General features: G+C 64.6%; 20 protein-coding genes. All 20 read left to right on the top strand.

Annotated elements, in window-relative coordinates:
- Positions 1-682 precede the first annotated feature (682 nt).
- Positions 683-1,348 carry a response regulator transcription factor gene (locus ACO1XS_RS11735; protein WP_331573412.1) on the top strand — a complete coding sequence of 222 codons (666 nt, stop codon included), beginning with the start codon at positions 683-685 and terminating at the stop codon, positions 1,346-1,348.
- A 15-nt stretch (positions 1,349-1,363) separates the two neighbouring features.
- Positions 1,364-3,304 (top strand): ATP-binding protein, encoded by a 1,941-nt coding sequence (locus ACO1XS_RS11740; RefSeq protein ID WP_486390754.1) that lies wholly within the window; start codon positions 1,364-1,366, stop codon positions 3,302-3,304.
- Complete coding sequence (locus ACO1XS_RS11745; RefSeq protein WP_486390755.1) at positions 3,285-3,644, top strand: hypothetical protein; 360 nt, start codon at positions 3,285-3,287, stop codon at positions 3,642-3,644. The genes ACO1XS_RS11740 and ACO1XS_RS11745 overlap by 20 nt, the downstream gene beginning before the upstream one ends.
- A 26-nt stretch (positions 3,645-3,670) precedes the next feature.
- A complete protein-coding gene (locus tag ACO1XS_RS11750; protein WP_486390756.1) occupies positions 3,671-7,420 on the top strand; it encodes a hypothetical protein in 3,750 nt (1,249 codons plus the stop codon).
- A 96-nt stretch (positions 7,421-7,516) separates the two neighbouring features.
- On the top strand, positions 7,517-8,665 hold the full coding sequence (locus tag ACO1XS_RS11755) for an anthrax toxin-like adenylyl cyclase domain-containing protein (protein ID WP_486390757.1): 1,149 nt from the start codon (positions 7,517-7,519) through the stop codon (positions 8,663-8,665).
- A gap of 179 nt (positions 8,666-8,844) precedes the next feature.
- Complete coding sequence (gene tssA / locus ACO1XS_RS11760) at positions 8,845-9,861, top strand: type VI secretion system protein TssA (protein ID WP_486390770.1); 1,017 nt, start codon at positions 8,845-8,847, stop codon at positions 9,859-9,861.
- A gap of 46 nt (positions 9,862-9,907) precedes the next feature.
- Positions 9,908-10,474, top strand: a complete 567-nt coding sequence (gene tssB, locus ACO1XS_RS11765; RefSeq protein WP_331571070.1) for a type VI secretion system contractile sheath small subunit — start codon at positions 9,908-9,910, stop codon at positions 10,472-10,474.
- Between the two features lie 26 nt (positions 10,475-10,500).
- A complete protein-coding gene (gene tssC, locus ACO1XS_RS11770) occupies positions 10,501-12,009 on the top strand; it encodes a type VI secretion system contractile sheath large subunit (protein WP_331571068.1) in 1,509 nt (502 codons plus the stop codon).
- 99 nt (positions 12,010-12,108) lie between these two features.
- Positions 12,109-12,600, top strand: a complete 492-nt coding sequence (locus tag ACO1XS_RS11775) for an Hcp family type VI secretion system effector (protein WP_331571066.1) — start codon at positions 12,109-12,111, stop codon at positions 12,598-12,600.
- Between the two features lie 103 nt (positions 12,601-12,703).
- Complete coding sequence (tssE, locus tag ACO1XS_RS11780; RefSeq protein WP_331571064.1) at positions 12,704-13,225, top strand: type VI secretion system baseplate subunit TssE; 522 nt, start codon at positions 12,704-12,706, stop codon at positions 13,223-13,225.
- Complete coding sequence (gene tssF, locus ACO1XS_RS11785) at positions 13,222-15,120, top strand: type VI secretion system baseplate subunit TssF (protein WP_486390758.1); 1,899 nt, start codon at positions 13,222-13,224, stop codon at positions 15,118-15,120. The genes tssE and tssF overlap by 4 nt, the downstream gene beginning before the upstream one ends.
- Positions 15,105-16,124, top strand: coding sequence for a type VI secretion system baseplate subunit TssG (tssG, locus tag ACO1XS_RS11790; RefSeq protein ID WP_486390759.1), 1,020 nt, complete (start codon positions 15,105-15,107; stop codon positions 16,122-16,124). The genes tssF and tssG overlap by 16 nt, the downstream gene beginning before the upstream one ends.
- Before the next feature lie 11 nt (positions 16,125-16,135).
- Positions 16,136-18,868, top strand: coding sequence for a type VI secretion system ATPase TssH (gene tssH, locus ACO1XS_RS11795; protein ID WP_486390760.1), 2,733 nt, complete (start codon positions 16,136-16,138; stop codon positions 18,866-18,868).
- A gap of 43 nt (positions 18,869-18,911) precedes the next feature.
- Positions 18,912-19,301 carry a DUF4280 domain-containing protein gene (locus ACO1XS_RS11800; protein WP_331566975.1) on the top strand — a complete coding sequence of 130 codons (390 nt, stop codon included), beginning with the start codon at positions 18,912-18,914 and terminating at the stop codon, positions 19,299-19,301.
- A 60-nt stretch (positions 19,302-19,361) separates the two neighbouring features.
- Positions 19,362-21,305 carry a type VI secretion system Vgr family protein gene (locus tag ACO1XS_RS11805; RefSeq protein ID WP_486390761.1) on the top strand — a complete coding sequence of 648 codons (1,944 nt, stop codon included), beginning with the start codon at positions 19,362-19,364 and terminating at the stop codon, positions 21,303-21,305.
- Positions 21,306-21,313: 8 nt separating this feature from the next.
- Positions 21,314-21,580, top strand: coding sequence for a hypothetical protein (locus ACO1XS_RS11810; RefSeq protein WP_486390762.1), 267 nt, complete (start codon positions 21,314-21,316; stop codon positions 21,578-21,580).
- Positions 21,573-22,187 carry a type VI secretion system lipoprotein TssJ gene (gene tssJ / locus ACO1XS_RS11815; protein ID WP_486390763.1) on the top strand — a complete coding sequence of 205 codons (615 nt, stop codon included), beginning with the start codon at positions 21,573-21,575 and terminating at the stop codon, positions 22,185-22,187. The genes ACO1XS_RS11810 and tssJ overlap by 8 nt, the downstream gene beginning before the upstream one ends.
- On the top strand, positions 22,174-23,514 hold the full coding sequence (gene tssK, locus ACO1XS_RS11820; RefSeq protein ID WP_486390764.1) for a type VI secretion system baseplate subunit TssK: 1,341 nt from the start codon (positions 22,174-22,176) through the stop codon (positions 23,512-23,514). Before tssJ ends, tssK begins: the two co-directional genes overlap by 14 nt.
- Positions 23,496-24,839 carry a type IVB secretion system protein IcmH/DotU gene (icmH, locus tag ACO1XS_RS11825; protein ID WP_486390765.1) on the top strand — a complete coding sequence of 448 codons (1,344 nt, stop codon included), beginning with the start codon at positions 23,496-23,498 and terminating at the stop codon, positions 24,837-24,839. The genes tssK and icmH overlap by 19 nt, the downstream gene beginning before the upstream one ends.
- Before the next feature lie 102 nt (positions 24,840-24,941).
- The coding region (locus tag ACO1XS_RS11830) for a type VI secretion protein IcmF/TssM N-terminal domain-containing protein (RefSeq protein WP_486390766.1) at positions 24,942-26,379 on the top strand (1,438 nt) is incomplete at its 3' end.

Below are 26,379 nucleotides of genomic sequence, written 5' to 3' on the forward strand. Positions count from 1 at the left end.
CAAGTCTACTTCGTAGCGCCCGGGCGCGTCAAGCTGGCTAGACATCGCCGCCCAGGCCGCCCCACGCGGCTTTCTCACGTATGCAGCGCGACTTCCGCCGGATGCTAGTGGGAATGGGGAGAGCCTCTTCCGTACTGCGGATGCATGCGCGGAGCCGATGCTCATCGAGCTCGTCGACAACGTCCCACCGATAAAAGCCTCAGGGATTCAGTGGTCTGCAGTGCGATTCCCCCGAAAAGCCCGCCTCGTGCGGGCTTTTTGATTACCCATTTCGAATCGATCGAGATTCGGTACGAGAACCCGCAAATCGCCTATCACAGAGCCTAATTGAGATGGCTGGTAATTAAAAAAATCAGACGAAGAGAAGTGTAGTTGCGATTGGAATATTGAGATAACTCAAATCTATTGCCCGGTGCAGTCCCGTCCGTTAGAATCGATCGCCCATGCCAATCAGCATGATGAAAGGCGTGCGATACGCAATGCGGCACGAATATCGTCTTCGCGTCAGCGAGGAAATGAGAAATTTCGACGATGCAAATCGAAGTACATCTGGCATACATCGTCATCTATATATTTCAGCATTATTAGAAGTCAGTTTTTCATTCATTCCAGATCGACGGGCAATTGAGAATCGATGGTCGTTTGCTCGAATCGACTAAATAGTTGCCGAGGGCACAAGCGCATGCAGTCCAGAAAAATCCTGTTGTTATCCCGACCGAAGCATCGAATACGTGTTGTGCTGCTCGACGATCATCCAGTCGTCGCGCTCGGCGTCGAGACGTTTTTGCGAGGATACGCCGACTTCGAAATCGCACAGACCGTTTATTCGGCCGATGCGCTCTTTGCCGCGATCGAATCCGACACGTTCGACGTCGCCTTGGTCGACTTCTATCTGCCCGACGACCGTCTGGACGGCGCCGCGTTTATCCGTCGCCTGCGCGTTCTGGCTCCGTCGCTCGTCATCGTCGTGCTGTCGGCGGCGCGCAGCGCCGACGCCGAGTGCGTCTGCCATCGCGCCGGTGCCAACGCCTTTCTCGAAAAGGCCACGCCATTGCCGCTCATCGCGGATGCGGTACGCGAGGCGGTCGGCTCGCCGCGCAAGTTCTTTGCCGCGCGCGACGGGAGAATCGAGGCCATCGTGCCCATGCCGCGCGAAGATACGCTCTCATCGGCTGAGATGGAAGTACTGCGCTATATCGGCGAGGGGCTTTCCGTCTCCCAAACGGCCGAGCGCCTGCGCCGCAGCAAAAAAACAGTCAGCACGCACAAGCGCAGCGCCATGCGCAAGCTGCAAGTCGCCGACGATCTCAGTCTCGCGCTCTATCTCAAAGAGAAATTCCGCGCTTGAGCGCGGACCCAACGCATGAGCTCGGTCTTCGATGAATTGCGTCGCACGATGCGTCGCGCTTGGATTTGCCTCCTCGCTGTACTCACTGTACTCACTGTACTCACTGTCTCGCATGGCGCGGTGGCCGGCGCGCAAGCTCCCGAAGCGGCGAATAGCCCGCGCCTCGTGGACACGGCCTATCGGCACCGTGCTAGCGTACTCGACGACAGCGCCAAGTTCGCACTGACCAAGCGCGAACGGAATCGGATTGCCGCGCATCCCTTCATCCGTGTCGGTGTCGAACGCCTCAACCGGCCTTACGACCTCGTCGACGACCAGGGCGAGTGGCAAGGTCCTGGCGCGGTACTGCTCGTCGGATATGACAAGCGGATCGTCATCTGCATCGCAATCATCTCGGCGGTGCTGGTGATCGTCGCGCTGACGCTGCTGCTGTTGGGCTATTGCCGCATGCGTGCGGCCCGGCGTATCGCGGAGGCGGCTCGGCACGAAGCCGTCGAATCGCGCGAGCGGGCGCAGGCGGCCGATCGGGCGAAGTCCGCGTTCGTCGCGATGATGAGCCACGAGATTCGCACGCCGATGAACGGGATCATCGGCGTGCTGGATCTTCTCGAGACGACGCCGCTCGCGCCGGAGCAGCGCCGCTATCTGGATGTGGCACAGCGTTCGGGGCGCCTGACGTTGCGTGTGATCGACGATACGCTCGACTACCTGAAAATGGAGCAGGGCGCGCTTTCGCTCGAAGCGGCCCCGTTCGACGTTCATCGCCTCGTCGCGACTTCGATCGAACTACATGCACCGCTTGCGGCCAGCAAGGGTTTGCCGCTTTATCTCGCGGCGATGCCGCATTTCGATCGTCTCGTGATCGGCGACGAGGCCCGCTTGAACCAGATCCTCACCAATCTGCTCAGCAATGCGATTCGGTTCACGACTCATGGTTCGGTGGTACTCGAGGTGCGGCACCGCGTCGAGCGCGGGCGAAGCTTGCTGCAGTTCGTGGTGAGCGATACCGGCTGCGGCATCGCCGAGGCCTACCGGCCGCACCTGTTCGTGCCGTTCACTCAGCAAGACCGATCGACGACGCGGCGCTATGGGGGCACGGGCCTCGGCTTGTCGATCGTGAAGAAGCTCGTCGACGCGATGAACGGCACGATCGACGTGTGTAGCGTGTCTGGGGCCGGTACGCGCGTGGATGTACGCGTGCCGCTGCGATGGGGGGCGCTCGTGCGGCACTGGCCGCGGCTCGATCAGGTACGCGTGAGAATGCGCGTGCCCGTCCCGGCAATGGCGGTCGCCGCGCGGGCGGCGCTCGCAAAACTCGACGTGCGTCGTGTGAGCGCCCAAGACGGTCCCGTGGATGCCGATGTCGCGCTCGATACGGCCGGCGCGTTCGCAATTGGCATCGAGGGGGGCGAAACGCGCCACCTGCGTTCGATCGACGAGCTGAGTGGCGCGTTGCAAGCAGCCGCATCGCGCTCAGGCGGTGACACAGAGGCCTCGTCCGCACCGCTGCCAACGGCCGTGCCGTCACCGCTTAAAGATTGGGCGGAAGCCGGTGTCCTGGTGGTTGAGGACAACGAGATCAATCGCGAGATCATCGTGCGCCAGCTTGCCGCGCTCGGCATTGCCGCACAGGGAGCGTCCGACGGCTTCGAAGGGCACGCGCTATGGACGCGGTGGCGCCCGCGCTTCGTGCTGCTCGATTGCCATATGCCGGGAATGGACGGCTATACGCTGGCCCGGCGCATCAGAGGGCTCGAGGCCGAAGTCGACGACGCGGCGAATCCGAACCGCCGTACGACGATCGTCGCCATCAGCGCGAACGCAACGCCCGACGACCGGCGAGCCTGCCACGACGCGGGCATGGACGACTATCTGTCCAAACCGATCACTCGGCAAAAACTCGCCGCCGTCTTCGAGAAATGGAGGGAGCGCACCGATGCGGGCATGCGAGGGTGATTCCGACACGCTCGAATGGACACAGCTCGAGGCGCTTTACGGCAACGCCGAATTCGCGAGCCTGATCGAGCGGGCCCGAGCATTACTGCGCACCGATATGTCCGAGTTCGAGCGCATGCTCGAGGAACGAGCGTACTCGAGCGCATCGCAGCGGTTGCACCGAATCAAGGGCACCGCGTCGTTTTTTACCTGCGACGAAGAGGCGCTTGCCGCGCTTCATGCCGCGGAAAAGGCCCTCGCGCTTGCCGACCCGAAGTTCATCGATCTCACGTTGCCGCGCGCGCGGCGCGCGATGGAAGCACTGGCCGGGGCCTTCGAGGCGCGGCGCGTAAGAGGTTGATCGTCTATATGGAGTGGGAAACCCCGATGTCGTTTTCGGTTGATGTGTTGTCGCACCTGTCGCATTCATCCACTGTGTCCGATTCCGGCGCGCTCGCCGAACCGAACGAAGCGCACGAGCCTGTCGACGCGCGCGACGAGCCGCGTGCCGAAGGCGCCCGTCCGGTTCTGGCCGATGGCGTACGCGAGCAGCGGCTGCGCCGCGCGATCGAGACCGAGGCGGCCGGGGCGGCCCATGCCCAAGTCGCGTCGACGACGCGGGGCGTCAGCGAGTTCGATCCCTATGCCAAGGTGGCCCGCATCGACGCATCGCTGCGGCAGTGGATCGACCCGGCCAAGGCCGCTCTGTATGCCGATCGCCCAAGTGATCTGCTGCAAGGTGTCGCGCGCCATTTCCATACGTGGATACCGCTCGATTTCGATGCGCGGCCCGGCTCGCGCAAGCTCGCGGACGAGGCGATACTCGACGCGGCCGCCGTGCTTTATCGGCGCTTGCATGACGATGCGTCGATGGCGAGCACGGCGGCCTCGCCCGCAATCGACGAGTTGCGCAGCGCGTTTGCGAAAGCACTCCGGGAAGACCACGCCGGACAACGAGCGCTGGCGTTGTTGTTACCCGTGCCGACCACAGTTGGACGCACTACGCCCTTTTTCGATGGATTCGCGCTGCGCAATGGACAGCGCATGTCGTTCGAGAGCCTGCTCGATTCGGCGGATGTCAGTGCGGACCCGGTCTTCATGCTGCTGAGCCCTCAACAGAAGCGCAGCCTGCTCGAGCGCAAGTTCGAACAAATCGGCGAGAGCGTCTTCTATCCGTTCGGTACCGCCCAGCACTCGATGGCGACTGCCGTCGAGCGTATTCAGCGCTACCGCGGCCAGCCGGTTCCGCCGAAGCTCGACGACGCAGCGACGCTTTTGAAGGCATTCCAGCAGATAGAGGACGAGTGGACCGCCGCACCCTTTTATCCGACTCATCCCCGGTTGCTTTTCGCGGCTCATCTCGCCCGTAGCAACGACATCGTCGTCTCCGACGCGGCCAACTTCGTGCTGCTCTATCGCAATTGCGTCGAGGCGTGGGCGGCCGAGGAACTGGCACGCCGCAACGAAGTACCGATGGAATGGATCAACGCCCACCTCTCCAAGTTCGCCAGGCAGGGCAAGGCATGGGACGAGCAGGGCGACGCCGCCGCCACGGCGGCAATCGAGTCGCTGATCGGTGCGCTGCGGGAGGCGGCCGACAACGACGGACCCGTCGGAGACTTCGCGCGGAAAGTGACAGCCGATGGCGCGCTGGGCGCACAGCGGATCGTCGTGGGCGACTGGACCGCGCGCACGCAGGCGCTGACTGAATACGGCAACGAGCGCCTGCTTGCGGTTTTCGGCACGCCGCCGTGCCTCGAGCGCGCAGAAGCGGCCCGCGTCATCCTGCGCGGCACCGGATTGGCCGACGACGAAATCGAAGACGAGCGTCGCTATACGATCGGCGGCGACAACCCCAACATCGCGAAAACAGCGTTCGGCAACCGCATCGACGAGTTCCTCGATCGAGCCGACTGGAGCGGTCTCGTGGGTTCGCGAATGTCGCTGCCGGGCGGCGTTCAGCTCGTGCCGCGCGATGCGTTGCAAGCGGCCGAGGAAAAATTCAACGCCGCACTGCCGTCACACCCCTGGGTCGTCGCGCGCGCCAAGGAAAAGCTCTGGGAGCGTGCCGAGCCGCTCACAGCCGGTGCCGTCGAGCAGGAGGCCGCACGGATCGCGAGCACGCTTGCGGCCGAAACGGAGCAGCACCGCGCGGCCGTGCGAGGCTTCGAGACGTGGATCAACACCGTGCCGGTCGCGGGCTCGCTCTACAACATCGAGGAGGGCGTGCGTCACAAGGATGCCGCTCAAGCGGCGCTCGGCCTCGTCTTTCTGGGCGTCGATCTGTTCGACCTGACGACAGGCGCGGGCGGCCACGCCGGCGCTGGCCGGGCAAGCCATCCTGTCGTCACGAGGCTGGGGCGTGCGGTTGCTCGCACGGATGGATCGATAATGGAACTCACGGTGCATCCGTCCGTGGCCAGAGCCGCCGCGGACCATGTCGATATCGGCCTGCGCGACAGCAATATTCCCGCCGCCTATGGCGAACTCGCGCAACGCGTGCGCGCGGGCGAGCGCCATGTACGGTGGCGCGAGCTCGATATCGTGCACCTTGCCGACGAGGACCAGATCGTGCCGATCCTCAGCAAGGATGGGCTCGCCTACGAAATCGATTGGCACACGGGGCGGCGCACGCGGGATCGACGCGTGATCGAGCGGGATCCCGTCACCGAACGGTACTACACCGATTTGGACACCGGCCTGAATGCGCGATCCGATGCGGCCGTCGCGAATCCGCAAACGCGTATTACGGTGCAGAAGGTCGAGCGGGCGCTGGGACGTGCCAACGATATCGAGCTGCGCGATTTCAAGCGGATTCTCTCCGAAAACTTCGAGATCGAATCGCGGGCGGGTGCGGAGCGAGCGTTCGACGTCGATGCGTTTTACGAAGCGCTCTTTCGGAGGAGCCCGACGTTTCGACGACTCGCGAATCGCTTCGACGACGAACAGGCAAGTGCGCGCAACGACGCGGGACCGGACTGGAAAAAATGGACGATCGTCGTGGGCGAGGCGAACCCGCTCGGATCCCCGAGGAAGGTTTATGCGGATTTCACCGGCAAGCGAATTTTCATGCCGAACGACAGCGACATCCTCGCTATGAGGTATGAATCGCCAAACGGGCGCGAACCGTGGACGCTCGAGCAGGCCTATCTGCGCGAAATGATCCATGCCTTCACCGGCGAGGCCGATCCGGTGCCGGCCGTGGGCCTGCTCAATCGTGGCTCACCGGTGTACCTGACGGACAAGATCTTGAGCGAAGCCGGTTATCGAATCCCGGAGCAGATCATGAGTCCAGTTACCGATTTTTCGCCCGACCCGGAACAACTCGCAGCGTTCGAGGCTCATCGCGATGCGGCCCTGCGTGCCGCGCAGGCGGAGGACGCGTATCTGGATCCGATCGTCGATGCGGGACGTGGGCCCGTGTCGGACGACGCACGCATCGGCGAAACGCCGCTGCTTTCACGTGCGACCGTGCGCGAGGCCAAGGCGATCGTGGACGCGATGCCGGCGGAGGAAGACGACGTCTTCCTCTCATGGCACGACTTCGAAGCGCAGTTCGAGAAGCGCTTTGTCTTCGTGACGAGCCCAGGGGGCGCCAACGAGGTACTTCGAGCCGATGCGCAGGTCTTGTCGGACTTCTATCGCCGGCTCTATTGCGAGAGCGAGACGTTTCGCCACCTGCTCGCGCATGCGCCGCGCACGGACGCCGAGGGCCAGCTGCTGCAGTGGAAAATCATGCTCGATAGTCGTGCGCCGGCCGATGCGGTGCTTCAAGGCGCGTCACGCAACGAGCCCGGCGCGGTGCAACGTCGGATCTATTTGGATGACGACGACCTGCGGTATCTGAGCGATAGCGGTCTGTGCAATGTTGAATTCGAGCGCCAGTTGACCTATGAGGTGGTTCGCGCGCTGGGCGGCTTCGAACTGCTGACGACTGGCGAAGCCGACCTCAATCGCGGCGCAGCCGTCTATTTCACTGACCGGGTGCTCGAGGAGGCAGGGTTCCATTACCCGCGTCAACTCCTGGCGTCGCTCGCTCTTGCGGGCGACGACGAGGCGCTGGCTCGCCTGCTGGCCAGTCGAACCGCGGCCCGGCGCGCCGCGGCGCTCGAGGATCGCTATCTGCAACGCGTGTGAGAAACACGCTCACTTCCAGAATAATCGCGTCGAAAGGTAATTCGGTCTGATTTCCAATGCTTTCCCTTGACTTCGATAAATCGAATGGGGAAGGCAATGAGTCTATTTCCGGAATACGATGCGACCGCGGGATTTCACCCTCGGCACGTCGAGTCGTTCAAGCAGGTCAGCATCGAGTTGCGCATGGTCATTGCGTCTCGCGAGTTGAACCCGCTGTGCACCGATTTGATGATGGAGGGCTACGCGGCGAAGGGCTTTCACATCAAGGCGAAGACGTGCGACTGGGGACCGATGGCGGGTTTTGTCGCGCTCGATCCGCGTTTCACGAAGGCGTCGCAGTCCCTCGCAAAGCAGGAGGCAGCCGTCCTCCAGGCCGTGGCGGCCGGCGTGGGCGCCGTGCCGCTCGTCATCTCGGCTTCGCGGCTTTCGACATTGTTCGCAAGAGGGGTGATCGAGCGTTCGGTCTCGGGCGCTGCATCGGCTGCAAGCGCGTCGCTCGTCGAGGTCACGGCACGACAGGGCGGCGCGGGCGATACGCGTTCCTTTTTTCTTGTCCCAACGGAAGGCACCGCGAAGTGGAGCGTCTGGTATCGGCCCGATGCTCCGCTATCCCCCGCGCTTGCGCGGGCGCGTCTTGCCAAAGATCTGCCGGTCGGACGCACGGCGCTCGACGCGCTCGCGGCGAAAGGCTGCGAGCCGCTTTACGGGCTGACGAATCCACGCGCCGCCGGCCGCGCTGTGCGCGACAGGGACGCCGTCTGCGGCGACTACGACCTCTGGTGCGTCTTTCCGCACGCGAGTCTCGCGAGCCCCGGCGTGAACGACCGTCCCATGCCTCGGGCGACATTCGTGTCGCCGAAGATCGGTGGTGCCGTAAGACAACTGGCGCATCAAGCGGCGCTCGTGTTCGCGAACGATGCGGAGCGTCAACGCATCGCGGCGGCGATGGGCGATCCGCATCTGGGCAACATCTCCTTTGCCGTCGACCGCATTCGGCGAAGGCTCAACGCGGTATGCCGACCGGGTAACGATGTCGTCATGCATGGCGACTACGGCGGCTTCGCGCTCGGCGAAATCGACTATCCGTTGATCTTCTTCATTCCGCATGCCGCGAGCGGGTTTCGCCGCGCCGAGCACCGTGTCGCTGCGAGCCAGCCCGAACTGCAACGCCTGTTGCGAGATATCAGACGGGATGGATTCCGCGTTGAAGCCAATCCCGCATGGGCGCTGCCCTCCTGGCGTTAGGGCGTGTACGAACTTTCCTGGCCATCGCACCGCGTGAGCGCGGTTCATTTTGAGAAGTTTCGCAAGGGCAGGGCCAAGCAAACCGAGAACAATGGCTCACAGATCGCGACACGCCATGCAATGCACATCCGACATGTCGACGCGCTCACCCCTTTCTTCCGATGCGTACGTTGAGAACCATGTCCCTGCTCGATATCGATGCAATGTTGGCGGATGTTTCTTCCGAGGCGCCATGCGGTGCCGATCTCGAGTATTCGCCTGAATACGTCGAGCTGGCGCGTCTCGTCGAGGGCTCGCCGGATGTTCAGTACGGCCGGATGCATCTCGAGGCTGTCGAGCCGGACTGGAAAGCAGTCAAGACGCGTTGCGCATCGCTGTTCTCGCAAAGCCACGATCTGCGACTGGCCGTATGGCTCACGCGCGCCTTGCAATCGCTGTCGGGATTCGCGGGCCTGGAGGCGGGGCTGGCGCTGATCGAGGGCTTGCTCGCGCGCCATTGGGACCACTTTCACCCGAGGTTGGACTCCGACGATGGCAACGATCCGACCGCACGCATCAACATTCTCGTCGCGCTCGACGATCAGGCCGGACTCGTGCGCGAGGTTCATACCGCGCCGCTCGTTCAATCGTCGATGCATGAGGCGTTCAGCCTGCGCGACCTCGATATTGCCGCCGGCGAATGGGCGGCACCGCCGGACGCAAAGCCGGCCGATGCAGCCGAAATCGAGGCTGCTTTCGCAGCGTGTCCGTTCGACGCGTTGAGCGCGACTCAGCTCATGCTGGCGACGGCATGCGAGCGCATGGCGAAGATCGACACCCTGTTGACCGCGTTTGTCGGGCCTAGTCATGCCATCAGTCTGAACCGTCTTCACCAACTGTTGCGCCGCGCCGCCGCGGCGGTGCAGGAGCGCCTCGTCCGCCATCCCGGGCGTCCGGTCGTCGTGGCGGACGCGAACGAAACGGCAAGCGCCGCCTCGACGGCCACATCGCACGACATCGTCAATCGGGTCGATGTCGTACGCATGCTCGACCGCCTATGTGCGTATTACGAGCAAAACGAGCCTGGCAGCCCGGTGCCGTTGTTGCTGCAGCGTGCACGACGCCTGGTCAATCTGAGTTTCATCGAGATCGTGAGCGACCTGTCGCCCGCGGGTCTGGGCGAAGTCAAGCACTTAGCCGGTATCGAGTCGCAGTAGCGCCTGCGCTTCGTCCGGTCCACTCACTCTTATGGAGATCGATTCAATGGCCAAGGAAAGCAGTCAGAAGTTTCTTGCACGTACGCGCCCGCCGCGTGTGCAAATCGAGTACGACGTCGAAATCAACGGCGCCGAAAAAAAGGTTTCGCTGCCGTTCGTCATGGGCGTCATGGCGGAACTGTCGGGACAATCGGTCGAGCCTTTGCCGTCTGTCGCCGAGCGCGAGTTTCTCGAGTTCGATACCGACAACTTCGACGAGCGCATGAAAGCGATCAAGCCGCGTGTTGCCGCGACGGTGCCAAACACGTTGACGGGCGAGGGCCATCTCGGCATCGATCTGACGTTTGGGTCGATCGACGATTTTTCCCCCGAGGCGCTCGCTCGCAATATCGAGCCGCTGCGCCGGCTCTACGAGGCGCGAGGCCATCTCGCCAATCTGCTTCGTTACATGGACGGCAAGGTCGGCGCCGAAGACCTCGTGGCCAAGCTGCTTGCCGATCCGGATCTGATGCGTGCACTCGCCGCCAAGTCCGACGAGCCCAAGCCCGATGAGCCCAAGCTCGACGAGCCCAAGCCCGAGGGACAGGCCGAGGCCGATAGTCCCGCCGCCTGAACGCAATCTTTTAAAGGAATTCAGTCATGACAGACGTCAGTACTGTAGAGCAGAACGCCTCGCAGCAGACCGTCACCGAGACGATCGAGGCCGGCGACTTCTCCCGGCTTTTGCAGCAGGAGTTCAAGCCGAAGACCGACAAGGCGCAAGAGGCCATCGAAAACGCTGTGCGGACCTTGGCCGAACATGCGCTCGCGGACACCGCACTCGTCTCCACGGACGTGATGAACACCGTCGAAGCGCTGGTGGCAGCGATCGACAAGAAGCTCACCGAACAGATCAACGAGATTCTGCATTGCGAGGCCTTCCAGAAAGTCGAAAGCGCATGGCGCGGGTTGCACTACCTGGTCAGCAACACCGAAAGCGACGAGCAGCTCAAGGTCCGCGTGATGAACGTATCGAAGACCGAGCTGTACCGCACGCTGCGCAAGTACAAGGGTTCGGCATGGGATCAGAGCCCGCTCTTCAAGAAGCTTTATGAACAAGAGTACGGCCAATTCGGCGGTCATCCGTACGGTGCGATCGTGGCCGATTACTACTTCGACAACAGCGGCCCCGATGTCGACCTGCTGAGCCAGATGGCGAAGATTTGCGCTGCGTCGCACGCGCCTTTCATCGCAGCCGCGGCGCCTTCCGTGATGCTGATGGAATCGTGGGGAGAGCTCGCCAATCCGCGCGACATCGCGAAACTGTTCGAGACGCCGGAGCACGCCGGATGGCGGGCACTGCGCGAATCGGAGGATTCCCGCTACATCGGATTGACGCTGCCGCGTTTTCTGGCGCGAGCGCCGTATGGCGCGAAGTCGAACCCCGTCGATTCTTTCGATTTCGAGGAAGACACGGCCGACGGCGACAGCAGCCGCTACGTATGGGCGAACTCCGCCTATGCGATGGCTGCCAACATCAACCGCTCGTTCAAGCACTACGGCTGGTGTACCCGCATTCGCGGTATCGAGTCGGGCGGCGCCGTCGACGATCTGCCTGTTCACATCTTCCCGAGCGACGAAGGCGGGATGGCCTCGACCTGCCCGACGGAAATCGCCGTCAGCGATCGTCGCGAAGCCGAGCTCTCGAAGGCGGGTTTCCTGCCGCTCGTACACATGAAGAACTCGGGCATGGCGGCGTTCATCGGTGCGCAGTCGCTGCACAAGCCCGCCGAATTCGACGATCCGGTGGCGACCGCGAATGCGAGCCTTGCCGCACGGCTGCCTTACCTGTTCGCCTGCAACCGGTTTGCGCACTACCTGAAGTGCATCGTGCGCGACAAGATCGGCTCGTTCAAGAGCCGGGAAGACATGCAGCGGTGGTTATCCGACTGGGTGATTCATTACGTGGACGGCAGCCCCGAGCACTCGTCGAACGAGACGAAGTCGCGCCGGCCGCTGGCCGAGGCGAGTGTCGTGGTCGACGAAGTCGAGGGGAATGCCGGGTATTACACCGCGAAGTTCTTCCTGCGTCCGCATTACCAGCTCGAGGGTCTGACAGTCTCGCTGCGGCTGGTCAGCAAGCTGCCTTCTGTCGAAGGAGGGGCTTGACGAGGCCGGCGCATCGCGCCGGGAAGGCCTCGATAAGCACCCGCGAGCCTGAGGTTCGCGGGAATTCAGTATGGTCGAAAGACCTCAAGGAGTTGAAAGATGGCAGATAACGGTATCACGATCCTGCTGGACGGGATCAAGGGCGAGTCCGGCGAAGAGAAGGCCGCGCTCAACGTCATGAACTGGAACTGGGGGATGAGCAATTATCCCCAGGACCGGTCCGATGGCGGTTTGTCGGCAAGTACGGCGCAGGTGAGCGGCATCAACTTCCAGAAGCAGTTCTGTGCGGGTTCGCCGATCATCATGAAGTACTTGACCACCGGCTCGCACTTCAAGACGGCCAAGCTCGAGATGCGCAAATCGACCGGTGCGGAAGCGCCGGAAGTATTCCTGACGGTGGACCTGACGAACGTCTTCGTTGCGACCTACACCACGGGAAGCGATGGCTCGACGGATGAAATGATCGAGAACGTGTCGCTCGTCTTCGAGACGATGCATATCGACTACCGTCCGCAGCAGACCGACAAGGGTACGCTCGGGGCCGCAATTCCGTTCGACTACAACCGCACCACGAAGAAGACGAAGCTCTGATTTAGCAACGTCTGCGCCGCCGGCTTCGGCTGGCGGTCCCGCGTTCGTCTTGCCGCGGCTCCCGCGCGGGCCGCGGCCTTCCACCTCATGGACCTTGTCACTCATGGCCGAACTCACAGCGAAGGACCGTCTGCAGCCGGCACTGCTGGACCGGCTGACCGACGATGCACCGTCGAACCCGTTCGAGGCTCGCGAGCGGCGCGTGGTTTCGGCAAAGCAATTGCGCCGCGGCGTGCTCCGCGATTTATCCAATCTCCTCAACGCAACGAGACTCCCTGGCTACGAGCCCAAGCGTGGCGATGGCTGCTCGGCGATGGGTCGCACCGTGTTGAACTATGGCTTGCCTGATTTCACAGGCAAGGCGCTGTCGAATCTCGACTCGAACGAGATATCGGATTGGATCGCCGAGGCGATTCGTTCGTTCGAGCCGAGAATCGTCAGCGATAGCGTACGGGTTCGCGCATTGCCTGACGAGGAGCGCACGCGTCCGAGCGCAATGGCCTTCCTGATCGAGGGCGACCTTTGGATGCAGCCCTATCCTGAACGCCTTTATTTCCGCACCGAACTCGATGTCGAGGACGGCGATGTCAGCGTGCGCGGACTCGACGGATCGAGCGCGCGATGAATCCCGTCCTGCTCAAGTACTACAGCCAGGAACTCGCGCATCTGCGCGAGATGGGCGCCGAGTTTGCGCAGGCGTTTCCGAAGGTCGCCGCACGGCTCGGCCTCGAGCGCTTCGAGTGTGCCGACCCCTATGTCGAGCGTCTGCTCGAAGGCTTCAGCTTCCTGGCGGCCAGGGTGCAGATGCGGCTCGACGCGCAGTATCCCCGCTTCGCGCAGCATTTGATGGAAGTGTTGTTTCCGCAGTATCTCGCGCCAATTCCGTCGATGGTCGTCGCGCAATTCGCGCCCGACTTTTCGCACCCGAGTCTCGCCCGCGGGGTTCGCGTGCCGCGGCACACACCGCTCGTCGGACAGCTCGACAAGCACGACACGACGCGATGCGAATATCGGAGCGCACACGAACTGACGCTGTGGCCCCTCGAGCTCGTCCACGCGCGTTATGCGCCCGACAGCGGGGCGCTTGGCCACGTCTCCGGGGCCCGATCGCCGCGGCCGCGCGCGGCACTGCATCTGCGGTTTCAAGCACATGGCGTGGACGCGGTGAGCGCGTTGCCCCTGGATACCCTGCCGATCTACTTGCGCGGAAGCGACAACGCAGCCGTACGCATCTACGAGCAATTGACGGGCCATGTCGTCGGCGCGTATGTCGTGCCGGTCGGCTCGTCGGTACCTTGCGCGGTGTTGCCGGCGAATTGCGTGGTCCCGACGGGTTTGTCCGACGAACAGGCGCTGCTGCCGAATGCCCCTCAATCGTTTTCGGGTTTCCGCTTGTTGCAGGAGTACTTCGCGTTTGCCCAGCGCTTCTTGTTCGTCGAGCTGCAAGGCCTGCGTCAGGCGCTGCGCAGTTGCGACGGGACGGCGTTCGAACTCGTCCTCTTGCTCGATGCGCACGACTCGACGCTCGAATCGACGATCGATACCTCGCAGTTCGCGCTGTACTGCACGCCGGCGGTCAATCTCTTCGAGCGCAGGACCGACCGCATCTGGGTGACCGACGAGCAGTTCGAATATCACGTCGTGGCGGATCGCACGCGACCGATCGATTTCGAAATCCACTCGATCGTCGGCGTCGACGGCTATCGCATGGGTGCGATGGAGCCGAGGCGCTTCGATCCGCTTTATCGCGTGCGCGGCGGCGAAGCGGGGCGCGACGGCGCGTACTACCAGGTGCGGCGCGAAACGCGGCTGCCATCGGAGCAGGAGCGCCGGCTCGGGACTCGATCGCGTTACGTCGGCAGCGAAGTCTATATCGCGCTCGTCGACGGCGCGGAGCAACACCTGCCGATCGACTTGCATCAGCTCGGGGTAAACGCACTGTGCACGAACCGGGACCTGCCGTTGCGCATGCGCGTGGGTGCGGGGGCGACCGATTTCGTGTGTGGCGAGCCCATGCCGGTCGAGTCCGTGCGTTGCATCGCCGGGCCGAGCGAACCGCGCGGCGCGCTCGCGCAAAACGACGATGTGGTTTGGCGTCTCGTCGATGGACTATCGGCCAACTACCTCCCGCTGACCGAGAACCTCGGCTTCGACGACGACCGCTCGGCGGCGGAGGCAAGGGCGCGCGCACTGCGCGATCTGCTGAGCCTGCATTGCAGGCAGGACGATGACGTCGCGAAGCGCCAGATCATGTCGATCGAGCGCCTGAGTGCGCGGCCCGTGACGCGCCGTCTACCGATAGCCGGGCCGACCGCCTTCGGCCGCGGCCTCGAGATCGCGGTCGAGTTCGCCGATTCGCCGTTTGCCTATGAGGGCGGTTTTCTCTTCGGTGCGGTGTTGCAGGCGTTCTTCGCCTTTTATGTGTCCATCAACCATTTCACCGAGACGGTCGTGCGCACGGCCGGCCGCGGCGAAGTGATGCGATGGGTGCCGAGAGTCGGACAATGCGCGATCCTCTGACGACGATGCGCCGCATCGGCGCCGCCGCGGCGCGCTTCGAGTTCATCGCGGCGCTGCGCCTCATCGAGGCGGCCTACCGCGACAAGCCGCGTATCGGTCGCGCACTGCGCGTGGCCGACGAACCGCTGAGGCTCAGTCAGAACGCCGATCTCGCGTTTCGCGGCAAGGAAATCACCGGAGCGGGCGTGTCCCCCGCGGGCGGCGTTCCGCGTGTGGCAGTCAACACGGGATTGCTCGGTCCGCAAGGACCCATGCCGCTGCATTTCACCGAGTACGTTCGAGAGCGCTGGTTGCGCGCCGGCGATGCGACATGGACCGCATTTCTCGACGTCTTTCATCATCGGATGCTGAGCCTGCTTTATCGGGCCCGCGTGGCGAGCGAACCCGTGATTGCACTCGATCGTCCGGACGACGACGCGTTCGCGCGCAGCGTCGGAAGCCTTGCCGGGTTCGGCCGCGCGACGCGGCGCGACGGCACGCGTCTCGATGCCCGGGCGTTGCTTTACTTCGGGGGCTTGCTGACCGGGCGAACGCGGCATGCGAGCGGGCTCGCGACATTGCTCGCCACGTACTTCGGCGTACCCGTTTCGATCGAGCAGTTCGCGGGCCGGTGGGTCGCATTGCCCGATGAGGCGTTGGCGCCATTGGGGTCGCGAGCCGCGGTCTCGCTCGGACAAGGACATCTGCTCGGACGCCGTATCTGGGACCGTCAGCATGGGGTGCGCATCGTCATGGGTCCCGTCGACGATGCGACGCGCCGGGTGCTGGAGCCGGGCACGCCCCAGTTCGCCGAACTCGTCGAATGGGTTCGTCTTTATACCGGCGGCATGCTCGACTGGGATGTCGAGATCCGCTTGAACGCCGATGTGCCGGTACCCATGCGTCTTGCGCGAAACACACGTCTTGCGCGCGAGACCTGGCTTGGCCGGTCGCGTTCCGCGTCGCGCGGCGGTTCGCCGTCGCTGCACTTTCGCGGCGACGTTGCAACGCCGTGCTCACATTGAGGGGATTCGTAATGGCAGAAATTCGTCGGGTGGCGCTTTTCGGCAAGCTTGGCACGCTGGCCTATCGCACGATCGAGAGCGGCACCGTCTTTTGCAAGCTGCGCGGCAATCCTAATGTCGAACTCGCGCACTGGCTGCACCAGATTCTGCAAGACCAGGACTCCGATCTGCATCGGATCGTGCGCCGCTTCGGTCTTGGCAGGGCGGCGCTGGCGCGCGATCTCACCGAAGCACTCGACGCGTTCCCGCGCGGTGCCGATGGTGTCATCGATCTGTCGCCGCGTGTCGAGGAAGCGGTCGAGCGCGCCTGGGTCTACGCGTCGCTGCTGTTTGGCGTCGACGAAGTACGCACGGGGCATCTGCTCGTGGGATTGCTCAAGACGCCGTCGCTCCATCGCGATCTCGTCGGCATTTCGCCGGAATTCAAACGCATCGATTGCGAGGCGTTGACTGGCGAATTCGACGCCCTCCTGCGGGAGTCGCCGGAAGCCTCTGGCAGCGCAGCGGGTACGTGCATCGACGCGGTGCCCGGGGAGGCGAGCGGTGCGATCGCGCCGGCGCCGATGGGCAAGCAGCAGGCGCTCGCGCGCTATACCGTCGATTTCACCGCGTTTGCGCGCGAAGGCAAGCTCGACCCGATCGTCGGGCGCAGCGACGAAGTCCGTCAGATCATCGACATCTTGCTGCGGCGGCGTCAGAACAACCCGATCCTCACGGGGGAGGCGGGTGTCGGCAAGACGGCGGTCGTCGAAGGGCTCGCCCAGCGCATCGTGTCGGGCAGCGTGCCGCCGCCCTTGCGAGGCGTGAGCCTGCGCGCGCTCGATGTCGGGCTGCTGCAAGCCGGCGCGAGCATGAAGGGCGAGTTCGAGCAGCGCTTGAGACAGGTGATCGAAGAGGCGCAGCAAGCTCGGCCACCCGTCATTCTTTTCATCGATGAGGCGCATACGCTGATCGGCGCGGGCGGCGCCGCCGGCACCGGCGACGCGGCGAATCTGCTCAAGCCGGCGCTCGCGCGCGGTACGCTGCGCACGATTGCGGCGACCACCTGGGCCGAATACAAGCGGTATATCGAAAAGGACCCGGCGCTCGTTCGTCGTTTTCAGCCGGTCGTCATACGCGAGCCCGATGAGCCGAAGGCGCTCGCGATGTTACGCGGCCTCGTGCCGGCGATGGAAGCACATCACGGCGTGCTCGTGCTCGACGAAGCGCTGCATGCCGCCGTCTCGCTGAGCGCCCGCTATATCGCCGATCGGCAATTGCCGGATAAGGCGGTCAGCCTCATCGATACCGTTTGCGCCCGTGTCGCCGCGAGTCACCATGCCACCCCGCCGGCGCTGGAACATGCGCGCGAAACCATCGCGGCACTCGAAGCGGAGCGCGAGTCGATCGAGCGCGAGACGGCTTGGGGTGCCGATCGCGAAGCGCGTGCGAAGGCGGTGGCCGAGCGTCTCGCCGCGGAACGGGCAACCGCCGAGGCGCTCGCCGCTCGTTGGCAGCGGGAAAGCGCGCTGGTCGAGACGATACGCGAGCTGCATCGGCGCCTTTGCGATCTGTCCAAAGTGCCCGAAGAGATCGAAGCAGTCGAGGCCGTCGAAGCGGGATCGTTTGACGCCGAAGCCGTGAACGAAACCCACGAGCCCAACGCCGCCCATACACAGCGGGAGGCGCTCGTTGCGCTCGGCCGCGCGGAACGCGAGCTGCGGGCCACGCAAGGCGACGCACCGCTCGTCATGGCGTGCGTGGACCGTCATGCGGTGGCCGCCGTCGTCCAGGATTGGACCGGTATTCCAGTGGGGCGCATGGTGGGCGATGAAGTCGAAACGCTGCTCGATCTCGCACGGCGCCTCGATGCGCGCATCGTCGGTCAAGCTCACGCGACAGCGCGCATCGCACGTTGCATTCAGACCGCTCGCGCGGGACTCAACCGTCCCGGCCGTCCCGTTGGCGTGTTTTTGCTCGCCGGACCGTCCGGCGTCGGCAAAACCGAAACGGCGCTTGCGCTGGCCGGCGAGCTCTATGGGGGCGAGCACAACCTCATCACGATCAACATGAGCGAGTACCAGGAGGCGCATACGGTATCGACGTTGAAGGGCGCACCGCCCGGATATGTCGGCTATGGCGAGGGCGGTGTGCTGACCGAGGCCGTGCGTCGCCGGCCGCATAGCGTCATTCTGCTCGACGAAGTGGAGAAGGCGCATTGCGACGTGCACGAGGTGTTCTATCAGGTATTCGACAAGGGTTGGATGGAGGACGGCGAAGGGCGGGTGATCGATTTCCGCAACACGCTCATCCTGCTGACCAGCAATGTCGGAACCGAACTCATGATGCGCGCCTGTGCCGATGCCACGTCCATGCCTTCTGAGCAGGATCTCGCGGCGACGCTGCGCGCCCCGTTGCTGCGCGTATTCGCGCCGGCGCTGCTCGGCCGGATGACGACGATTCCGTATTACCCGCTCGATGAAGCGGCGCTGCGCACGATCGTCGGACTTCAGCTTGCACGCGTGCAAGACCAGATGGCTAGCCAGCACGCCATTGCATTGAGTTTCGACGAAGGCGTCGTGACCTGGATCGTCGGACGATGCGATGAAAACGACAGCGGTGCGCGTCTCGTCGATGCAGTCATCGCTCAACGGCTGTTGCCGGAAATCGGGCAGGCGCTGCTCGCGCGGCAAAGAGGCGGAACGCGAATCGAGCGCGTGGAGGTGACCGTCGCCGACGATGCGATTCGGTGCACTTTTTTCTGATCGAAACCGACAGCCGACTTCGGTTGGGGAAAGGAGAATTTTCATGGCTCAGCAAGTCGTTGCAGGTGCAATGATGAAGTGCTCGTTCGGTCTCGCGCCTTCGGTGCTCAACGTGCTGCCGGAAGCGCGGGTCATCGTCGAAGGACGCCCCGCCGCGTCGATCATGGATTCGAAGCCGCTCATCAACATTCCGACGTTCGGGATGTGCAATGCGCCAACGAATCCGGAGGTCATCGCGGCGACGGCGGCGGCGCTCGGCACGCCCACGCCCGCACCCTGTGTGCCGGCGACGGTCGCGCCCTGGGTGCCGGGCGCGCCGAATGTACTGGCGGGCGGATTTCCCGCCCTGACGAACGAGTCCGTATGTATGTGCACCTGGCTGGGCGCGATCACGATAGACCTCGCGGGCAGCCTGCGCACGATGGTGCCGTAAGCGCCGGATCGGCGGGCGCCAAACCGATGAATCGACATTTCAACCGCGGCGGACACTGATATGGAGATCGAGCTCAAGAGCAGCGTGGGTGGCGACACCTTGCGTCTGGTCCGCATGCGTGGAAGCGAAGCGCTCGCCACGCCGTTCGAATTCGAGCTCGAGCTCGCGAGCGATGCCGCCAATATCAGCACCCATGACCTCGTCGGCACGACGCTCTCGCTCGCGATCGAGGCCGTCGGCGGCATGCGCGAGTTCAATGGGATCGTCGCGCGTGTCGGCCTCGTCGATTACGGTGTCGACGAGAGCGGCACACATCGGGTCGGCTACCAGGCGACGGTTCGCCCACGCCTGTGGTTGCTCACGCGCGGAGCGCACTGCCGCTTTTTTCATGATCTGTCGGTGCCGGAGATCGTCGGCAGACTGCTCGACGACTACAGCGTCGATTACGAAAGCCGATGTACCGCCAGCTATCCGAAGCTCGCGCACTGCGCGCAGTACCGCGAGACCGATTTCGACTTCTTCTCCAGGCTGCTGGAGCGCGAAGGAATCTACTACTACTTCGAACATCGCGGCGGTAAGGACATCCTGGTGCTCGCCGATGCGCCGAGCGCGCACGAGCCGATCGCGAACTACGGGACGATCTCGTTCCAGCCGTGGGTGACCGGTGGACAGCCGATGAGCGAGTCGGTCTATCGATGGTCGTTCGAAGAAGAGCTTGCGGCGGGCACGAGCGAGGTGAATGCGTTCGACTTCAAGAAAGCCCGCTCGAGCGAAAACCAGGGCTTGCTCGCACGTGCGTCGTCGAAGGAGGGCCGCAGTGCGTACGTACTCGCTGACTATTCGCCCGGCTATGCCGCGCAAAGCGACGGACATCGCTACGCTCAGACGCTTGTCGAGGCTCACCAGGCTCAGGCCGTCTGTGCAGTGGGCCGAGCCAGCGCGCGCGGAGTGCACCCCGGCGGGACGTTTTCGCTGACGGGCTACCCGCGCGCGGATCAAAACGCGGAGTATCTCGTAGTCGCAGCGGAGTATGAACTCGGCGCGATCGATGCGCTCGCATCGATGCCCGGTGCCGCGTCGTCCGAGCCGCTGTTCGACTGTGAGTTCGTCGCCATCAGCAAGGGCCGGCCGTATCGGCCGCAACGGCGCACGCCGCTCCCGCATCCGGGCTTGCAAACGGCGATCGTCGTCGCCCCCGAGGGCGACCAGACGGCTGCGAGCGCCTATGTGCAGGTGAAAGTGCAGTTCCACTGGGAGCAGTTCAACCCGCCCAAAGACAGCGAGCGCATGCAACGATGCTGGGTGCGCGTGGCGCAGGGCTGGGCGGGCAAGGCATGGGGTGCCATGTTCGTGCCTCGCGTGGGGCAGGAAGTGGTGGTCGCATTTCTCGACGGCGACCCCGACCACCCGCTCATCGTCGGCAGCGTTTACAACAGCACGAACGAGACTCCGTATCAGCTGCCCGCCAACAGCGGTGTTTCCACGATCCGGACGAAGGCGATCGAAGGTTCCGAGCGCAACGAAGTGCGCTTCAACGACAAGGACCTGCAACTGCTGTTGTACACCGGCGGCCGCCACGATACCTACGTCAAGAAGGACGACCTCACGTGGGTGGGAGGCTCGCAGCACACGATCGTGCGCGGCAAGCAATTGGTGAAGGTCGGCTCTCAACACCTGAGCGTCATCGGTTCGCAAAACGTGAAAGTCGATGGCAGCGCGTCGCTTCAGGCGGAGGCGAACGTGGTCCACAAAGCGGGCATGACCTACGCCGCGAGCGCCGAACTCGTTTCGATCTCGGGCGGTGCGACCGTTTGCATCGAAGCGAGAGCGTTGCTGACGCTCAAGGTCGGGGAGAGCTTCGTCGCGATCAGCCCCGCCGGGGTACAGATTTCGGGGCCGATCGTCGGCTTGAACAGCGGCGGCTCGGCTGGCTCGGGCGCGAATGCGTCGCCCGAATCGCCGAGCGCGCCGGACGAGGCCGACGACGGCTCGTCCATCAAATGAGGCCCGCCATGACCTCAACGCTTCCGGAAGGCGTCGACGCGCTCGATCCATTGCGCTCGACATCGCGGCTGTTGGCCGGTTCGCCGTTTCTCGCGCGTGGCGCGTCCGTGGTGGCCGCGCGCGACCCGCTCGGGCTCGGCACGCCTGCGACGGGTGGGGCCGTCGGAGAGGTGCCGAATGCGGCACGCGCCGATCACGCACCGCCTCAGCGTCAGGGTTTTCGCCTGCCGGTCTGCGAGCGCGCCACGCCTGCACGGGAGAGCGCAGATGAATAGCGCTCGGCGATGCCTGCAGGCGGTGACGATCGTCATTTCGGCGGCTCTTGCGGGATGTGCGAGTCCCGTTCCGCGCTCGCAGCCGACGCTTTCCGTGACGATTCATGCGTCGCCGACACTCAATCCCGACGATGAAGGTCGTCCGACGCCCGTGATCGTCCGGATCTACGAGTTGCGTGCGAGAGATGCGCTCGATCGCGCGACATTCTTCGAGCTGTACGACCACGATGCACGCGTGCTCGAGGGCGCGCTGCTGCGGCGCGCCGAGATCACGGTGAGCCCGGGCGAGACGGTGCCGCTCGTGCGTTTGCTCGATCCGGCGACGCGCGTCGTCGCCATCGTGGCGGCGTACGAACGCATCGACGATGCAAAGTGGCGCGCCTCGGTGACGCTCGGCAGCGCGGGCGCCGTCGAATTGACGGCGACGCTCGGCAGTTCGGCGGTGACGTTGGCCGATACGACACCGGCTCGTCCCGCGCCGAAACGCGGACTCGTGACGCGCTGGATGGGTCCGGTCTGGAAGGCCGCGACGAGCATGTTCGGGGGCGCAAACGAACGACCGCCGCCGAACGCGATAGGAAACGGAGATCATCATGACGTGGAATAACCGGGTGGTCTGGTCCGAGGGCATGCTGTTGCAACAGCAGCATCTTCAGCAGCAAGACCGCTACTGGCTCAGTCAGATCGATGCGCGCTGGGGCACGCGGCGGCACTACGGGTGGGGTTTTTGGAAGCTCGCCATCGACGAGGCGCAATTGGGCCTCGGCAAGGTGGCGCTGACGGCGTGCGAGGGCATCATGCCCGACGGAACCGCATTCGTGCTGCCGCTCGACGACGAGTTGCCGCTGCCGCTCGACGTTCCCGAGACGCGCCGCGACGCGCTGGTCGTGCTGGCGCTGCCGCTCAGGCGGCCCGGCGTGGCGGAGATGGCGAGCGAGCAGAAGACGGCCGACGAGAGCTATGCCCGCTACCGCCGCGAAGCGTGCGTCGTCGTCGACAACAACGAGGACTCGCGCGAAGGCACGGAGATGGAGGTGGGCAAGCTGCGGTTGTCGCTCGCATTTGCCGACGACGTGACGCAGGCGTATGCCGTGCTCGGCGTTGCGCGTGTCGTCGAGTGCAGCGAGGCGAACGGCGTCGTGCTCGATCGCGGGTATGTGCCGCCGTGCCTCGATTATCGCGTCGCCGGCCGACTGGCGGCGTTGATCGAGGAGCTGGCCGGCATGCTTCGGCAGCGCGGCGACGCATTGGCCGCGCGCCTCGCGCAGCCGGGGGCCAACGGCGCGGCCGAGATCGCCGATTTTCTGCTGCTGCAGCTCGTCAATCGCAACGAGCCGCTCATGCGGCATCTCGCCAGTGTCAAGGGCCTGCACCCCGAGGCACTCTTTCAGGAACTGCTGCAACTGGCGGGCGAGTTGGCGGGCTTCACTGCGAGCGGTCGCCGCGCGGCGATACCTGCGCCTTACCGTCACGACGCGCTCGCCGACACCTTCGCGCCGCTCGCCGACGAACTGCGTCGATCGCTCAGTCTGGTGATGGAGCCGCAGGCGGTCGCGATCGGCCTCGAGCAATCGCAGTTCGGCGTCAGCATCGCGCGCGTGCCCGATACGCGGCTGCTGAAGACCGCCGAGTTCGTGCTCGCGGTGAAGGCGGAGATGGCGACGGAAGCGCTCTCGACGGCGTTGCCAGCTCAAACGAAAGTGGGCCCGGTCGAGCGGATTCACGATCTGGTCAATCTGCAACTGCCGGGTGTCGCCTTGCGCAGATTGCCCGTGGCGCCGCGTCAATTGCCGTTTCACGCCGGCTATTGCTATTTCGCGCTCGACACGTCCGACGACTCATGGCCGCAGATCGTGGCATCGGCCGCAATAGCGCTGCATGTCGCCGGTGACTTTCCTGGCTTGGAGGTGCAGCTGTGGGCGATTCGACCATGATCGAGGATATGAGCCTGGCGCCGGCTCCCGCGTTGGAGCCCGCTGCGGGCGAAAGCGGAGCCGCCACGATGGCGGCCGAGAAACAGGTGGCGCCGCAAGAGACGCGTATCGATGCGGGGTTGCTGCCGTTATCCGAGGCCCATCGTCGAGCAGCGCTCGCATCGGGGCTGAATCCGCTCGTCGGTGCCGCGCACGCGCTCATCGAGGCAGGCGCTGCGCTGCGCGACGCACGCGCGGCCCATCCGCTGGAACCGCTGCGCGCGCGTCTCGCCGCGATGATCGAGACCTTCGGCGACGAAACGACCGCCAAAGGCATCGATGCAGAAACCGTTGCGCTCGCGCGTTACTGCCTGTGCACGTTCATCGACGAGACGATTGCCGCAACGTCATGGGGCGGTGGCGCCTGGGCCGCAAGAAGCCTGCTGGTGACGTTTTTCGGCGAAGCGTCGGGCGGCGAGCGCTTCTTCACGATACTGCACGGGCTTTCGCAGGAGCCGCGACGCCATCTCGATGCGCTCGAACTGCTGTTCGTCATCTTGTCGCTGGGCATGGCGGGGCGCTATCGATTGATGGCACGCGGCCACGCCGAACTCGAGCGCGTTCGGGACACACTGCGCCGCCTCATCGTGGCCGAACGCGGCCGTGCGCGCGCGCCGCTTTCGCCCCAATGGCAGGCCAATCATGCGCCGCTACCGCGGCGGCGGTACGTCAACGGCACGGCGCTGGCGCTATCGGGCGGACTCGTTTTTCTCGCCGCACTGGGAGCCGTATTCGACCACCGGCTGCAGGAGCAAGCGCAGCCCGTGATTCATTCGCTGCGCTCCGTGCGTCTTGCCACTGCACCGCCGCAGCCTGGGGCTGCACCCGCGGTGACTGAAACCGCCTTGCGCGAGAGGCTGAGCGCGCTGCTCGCGCCCGAGATTGCCAGCCAACGCGTGACGGTGGGCGGAACATCCGATCGTGCCGTCATCACGCTGCTCAGCGATGGCGTCTTTGCGTCGGGACGCGCGACGGTACGGCCCGACGACGTGCCGCTGATCCGGCGTATCGGCGCGGCGCTCGACGGCACCGCGGATCGCGTGATCGTCGTCGGTCACACGGACGATCGACCACCACTTGCGAGCGGGCAAAGCAACTGGCAGCTCTCGCTTGCACGCGCGTCCTCCGTCGTCGAGCTGCTGCGCGAAGAAGCAGGCAGGCCCGAGCGCTTTCTCGCGCAAGGACGCGGCGCGCTCGATCCGATCGCGTCGAACGATTCCGCCGCGGGACGCGCGCGCAACAGGCGTGTCGTCATCACCGTGCTTGCGCCGGGCGCGGCCTTATGAGTGCGCGACGGGCAGTGTCCGCCGCGCTTGTCGGAGATGAGAAAAGTGATCCCTCGCATAGTTGAACGCGTGAGCTGGCGTACATTCGCTGCGGCCTTGGCGATGCTCCTCGGACTCACGCTGATTTGGCATCAGGCGCCGCGCGTCGGCTACAACGGCCGCACCCCGTTTGCCAGCCCGTCGGCACGCGCGTGGCTCGTGGTTGCGCTCTTCGCATGCTGGGCGGCATTCGCGCTCGGGCGTTGGCTCGTGCAATGCCTGCGCGATGTACGCATCGTGCGCAAGGCGCCGCGCAACGAAACGCAGGACGATAGCCAGGCGCAGGCCGATGCAGCCGCGGCCGACACGGCAAGACGCACGCGGGCGGCGCTCGAGCGCAGCTTTCGCCGCGCGCTCGCGCTGATCCGCGGCAACGGGTTGCCGGGCGCCGGCCGTTGGCGCGCGCGCAAGCTGCCGTGGTATCTCGTGCTCGGCGAGCACGGCACTGGCAAGAGCGCGATGCTGGAGGCGAGCGGGCTCGAATTTTCGCATGAGCGTGCGCTTGCGGAGGTCGACGACGATCTTGCGCCGTACCGCTGGTGGCTCGCCAACGAGGCGATCCTCATCGAAGCCTCGCCGCACGGGGACGACGCGAACGACGGCTGGCAAGCGTTGCTGCGCAAGCTCCGGCAAACCCGGCGGATGCGCGCGATCGATGGCGCCATCGTCACGGTCGACGCAGGATGGCTGGACGACAGCGCCGCATCGGCGCGCGAGGGCCGGGCCGCATCGATACGCGAGCGCATCGATGCGATGCATCGCACATTCGGCATTCGCTTTCCGGTTTATGTCGTCGTGACGCGATGCGACCGGCTACCGGGTTTCGAGCCGTTTTTTGAATCGCTGGACGAGGGAGCGCGGGCTCAGGTGTGGGGCACGACGTTCGAGGTCGATAGCGACGCGGGCTCGCCGCTCGCATCTTTCGGCAGCCGGTTCGATGCGCTCGTGCGCCGGCTGCAGGCGCGAGTCGTCGAATCGTTGCCGTCGTCCGGCGAACCGGGGCTCAGTGCGCCGATCTACGGATTTCCCGTGCGATTCGCTGCGCTCGGTCAGTCGTTGCGCGGCTTTTTGCAGGAGGCGTTCGGTGCGTCGCCGTACATGGACGACGCCATGCTGCGCGGCGTCTACTTCACGGCGGCTCCGCCGGCCGCCTGCGAGAGTCGTGGCGAGCGCAGCGGCCGGCGGCGCGGCTACTTCATCGAGCGGCTTTTGCGTGAAGTCGTGTTTCGCGAGGCAGGCCTCGCAGGCCGGCGGCTTCCGTCGACGCGCCGGCAGCGCGTCGCGCGCCGGGCGACTTGGGCCGCTATCGCCCTTGGCACGCTCGTTGTGGCTGCGTGCCTCGCGATCAGCTACGAACGCAATCTCGCATCGATAGCGGCCCTCGAGCGCGCGGACCTGAGGTTGACTCAGCTGGCCCGCGTCGGCGTGGACTCGGACGCGCCGGCTTCGATGCTGCCGGTGCTCGATGCCGCGAGGAATCTGCCGCTCGGTTATGCGCAGC

It is taken from the genome of Trinickia sp. (assembly GCF_057351765.1).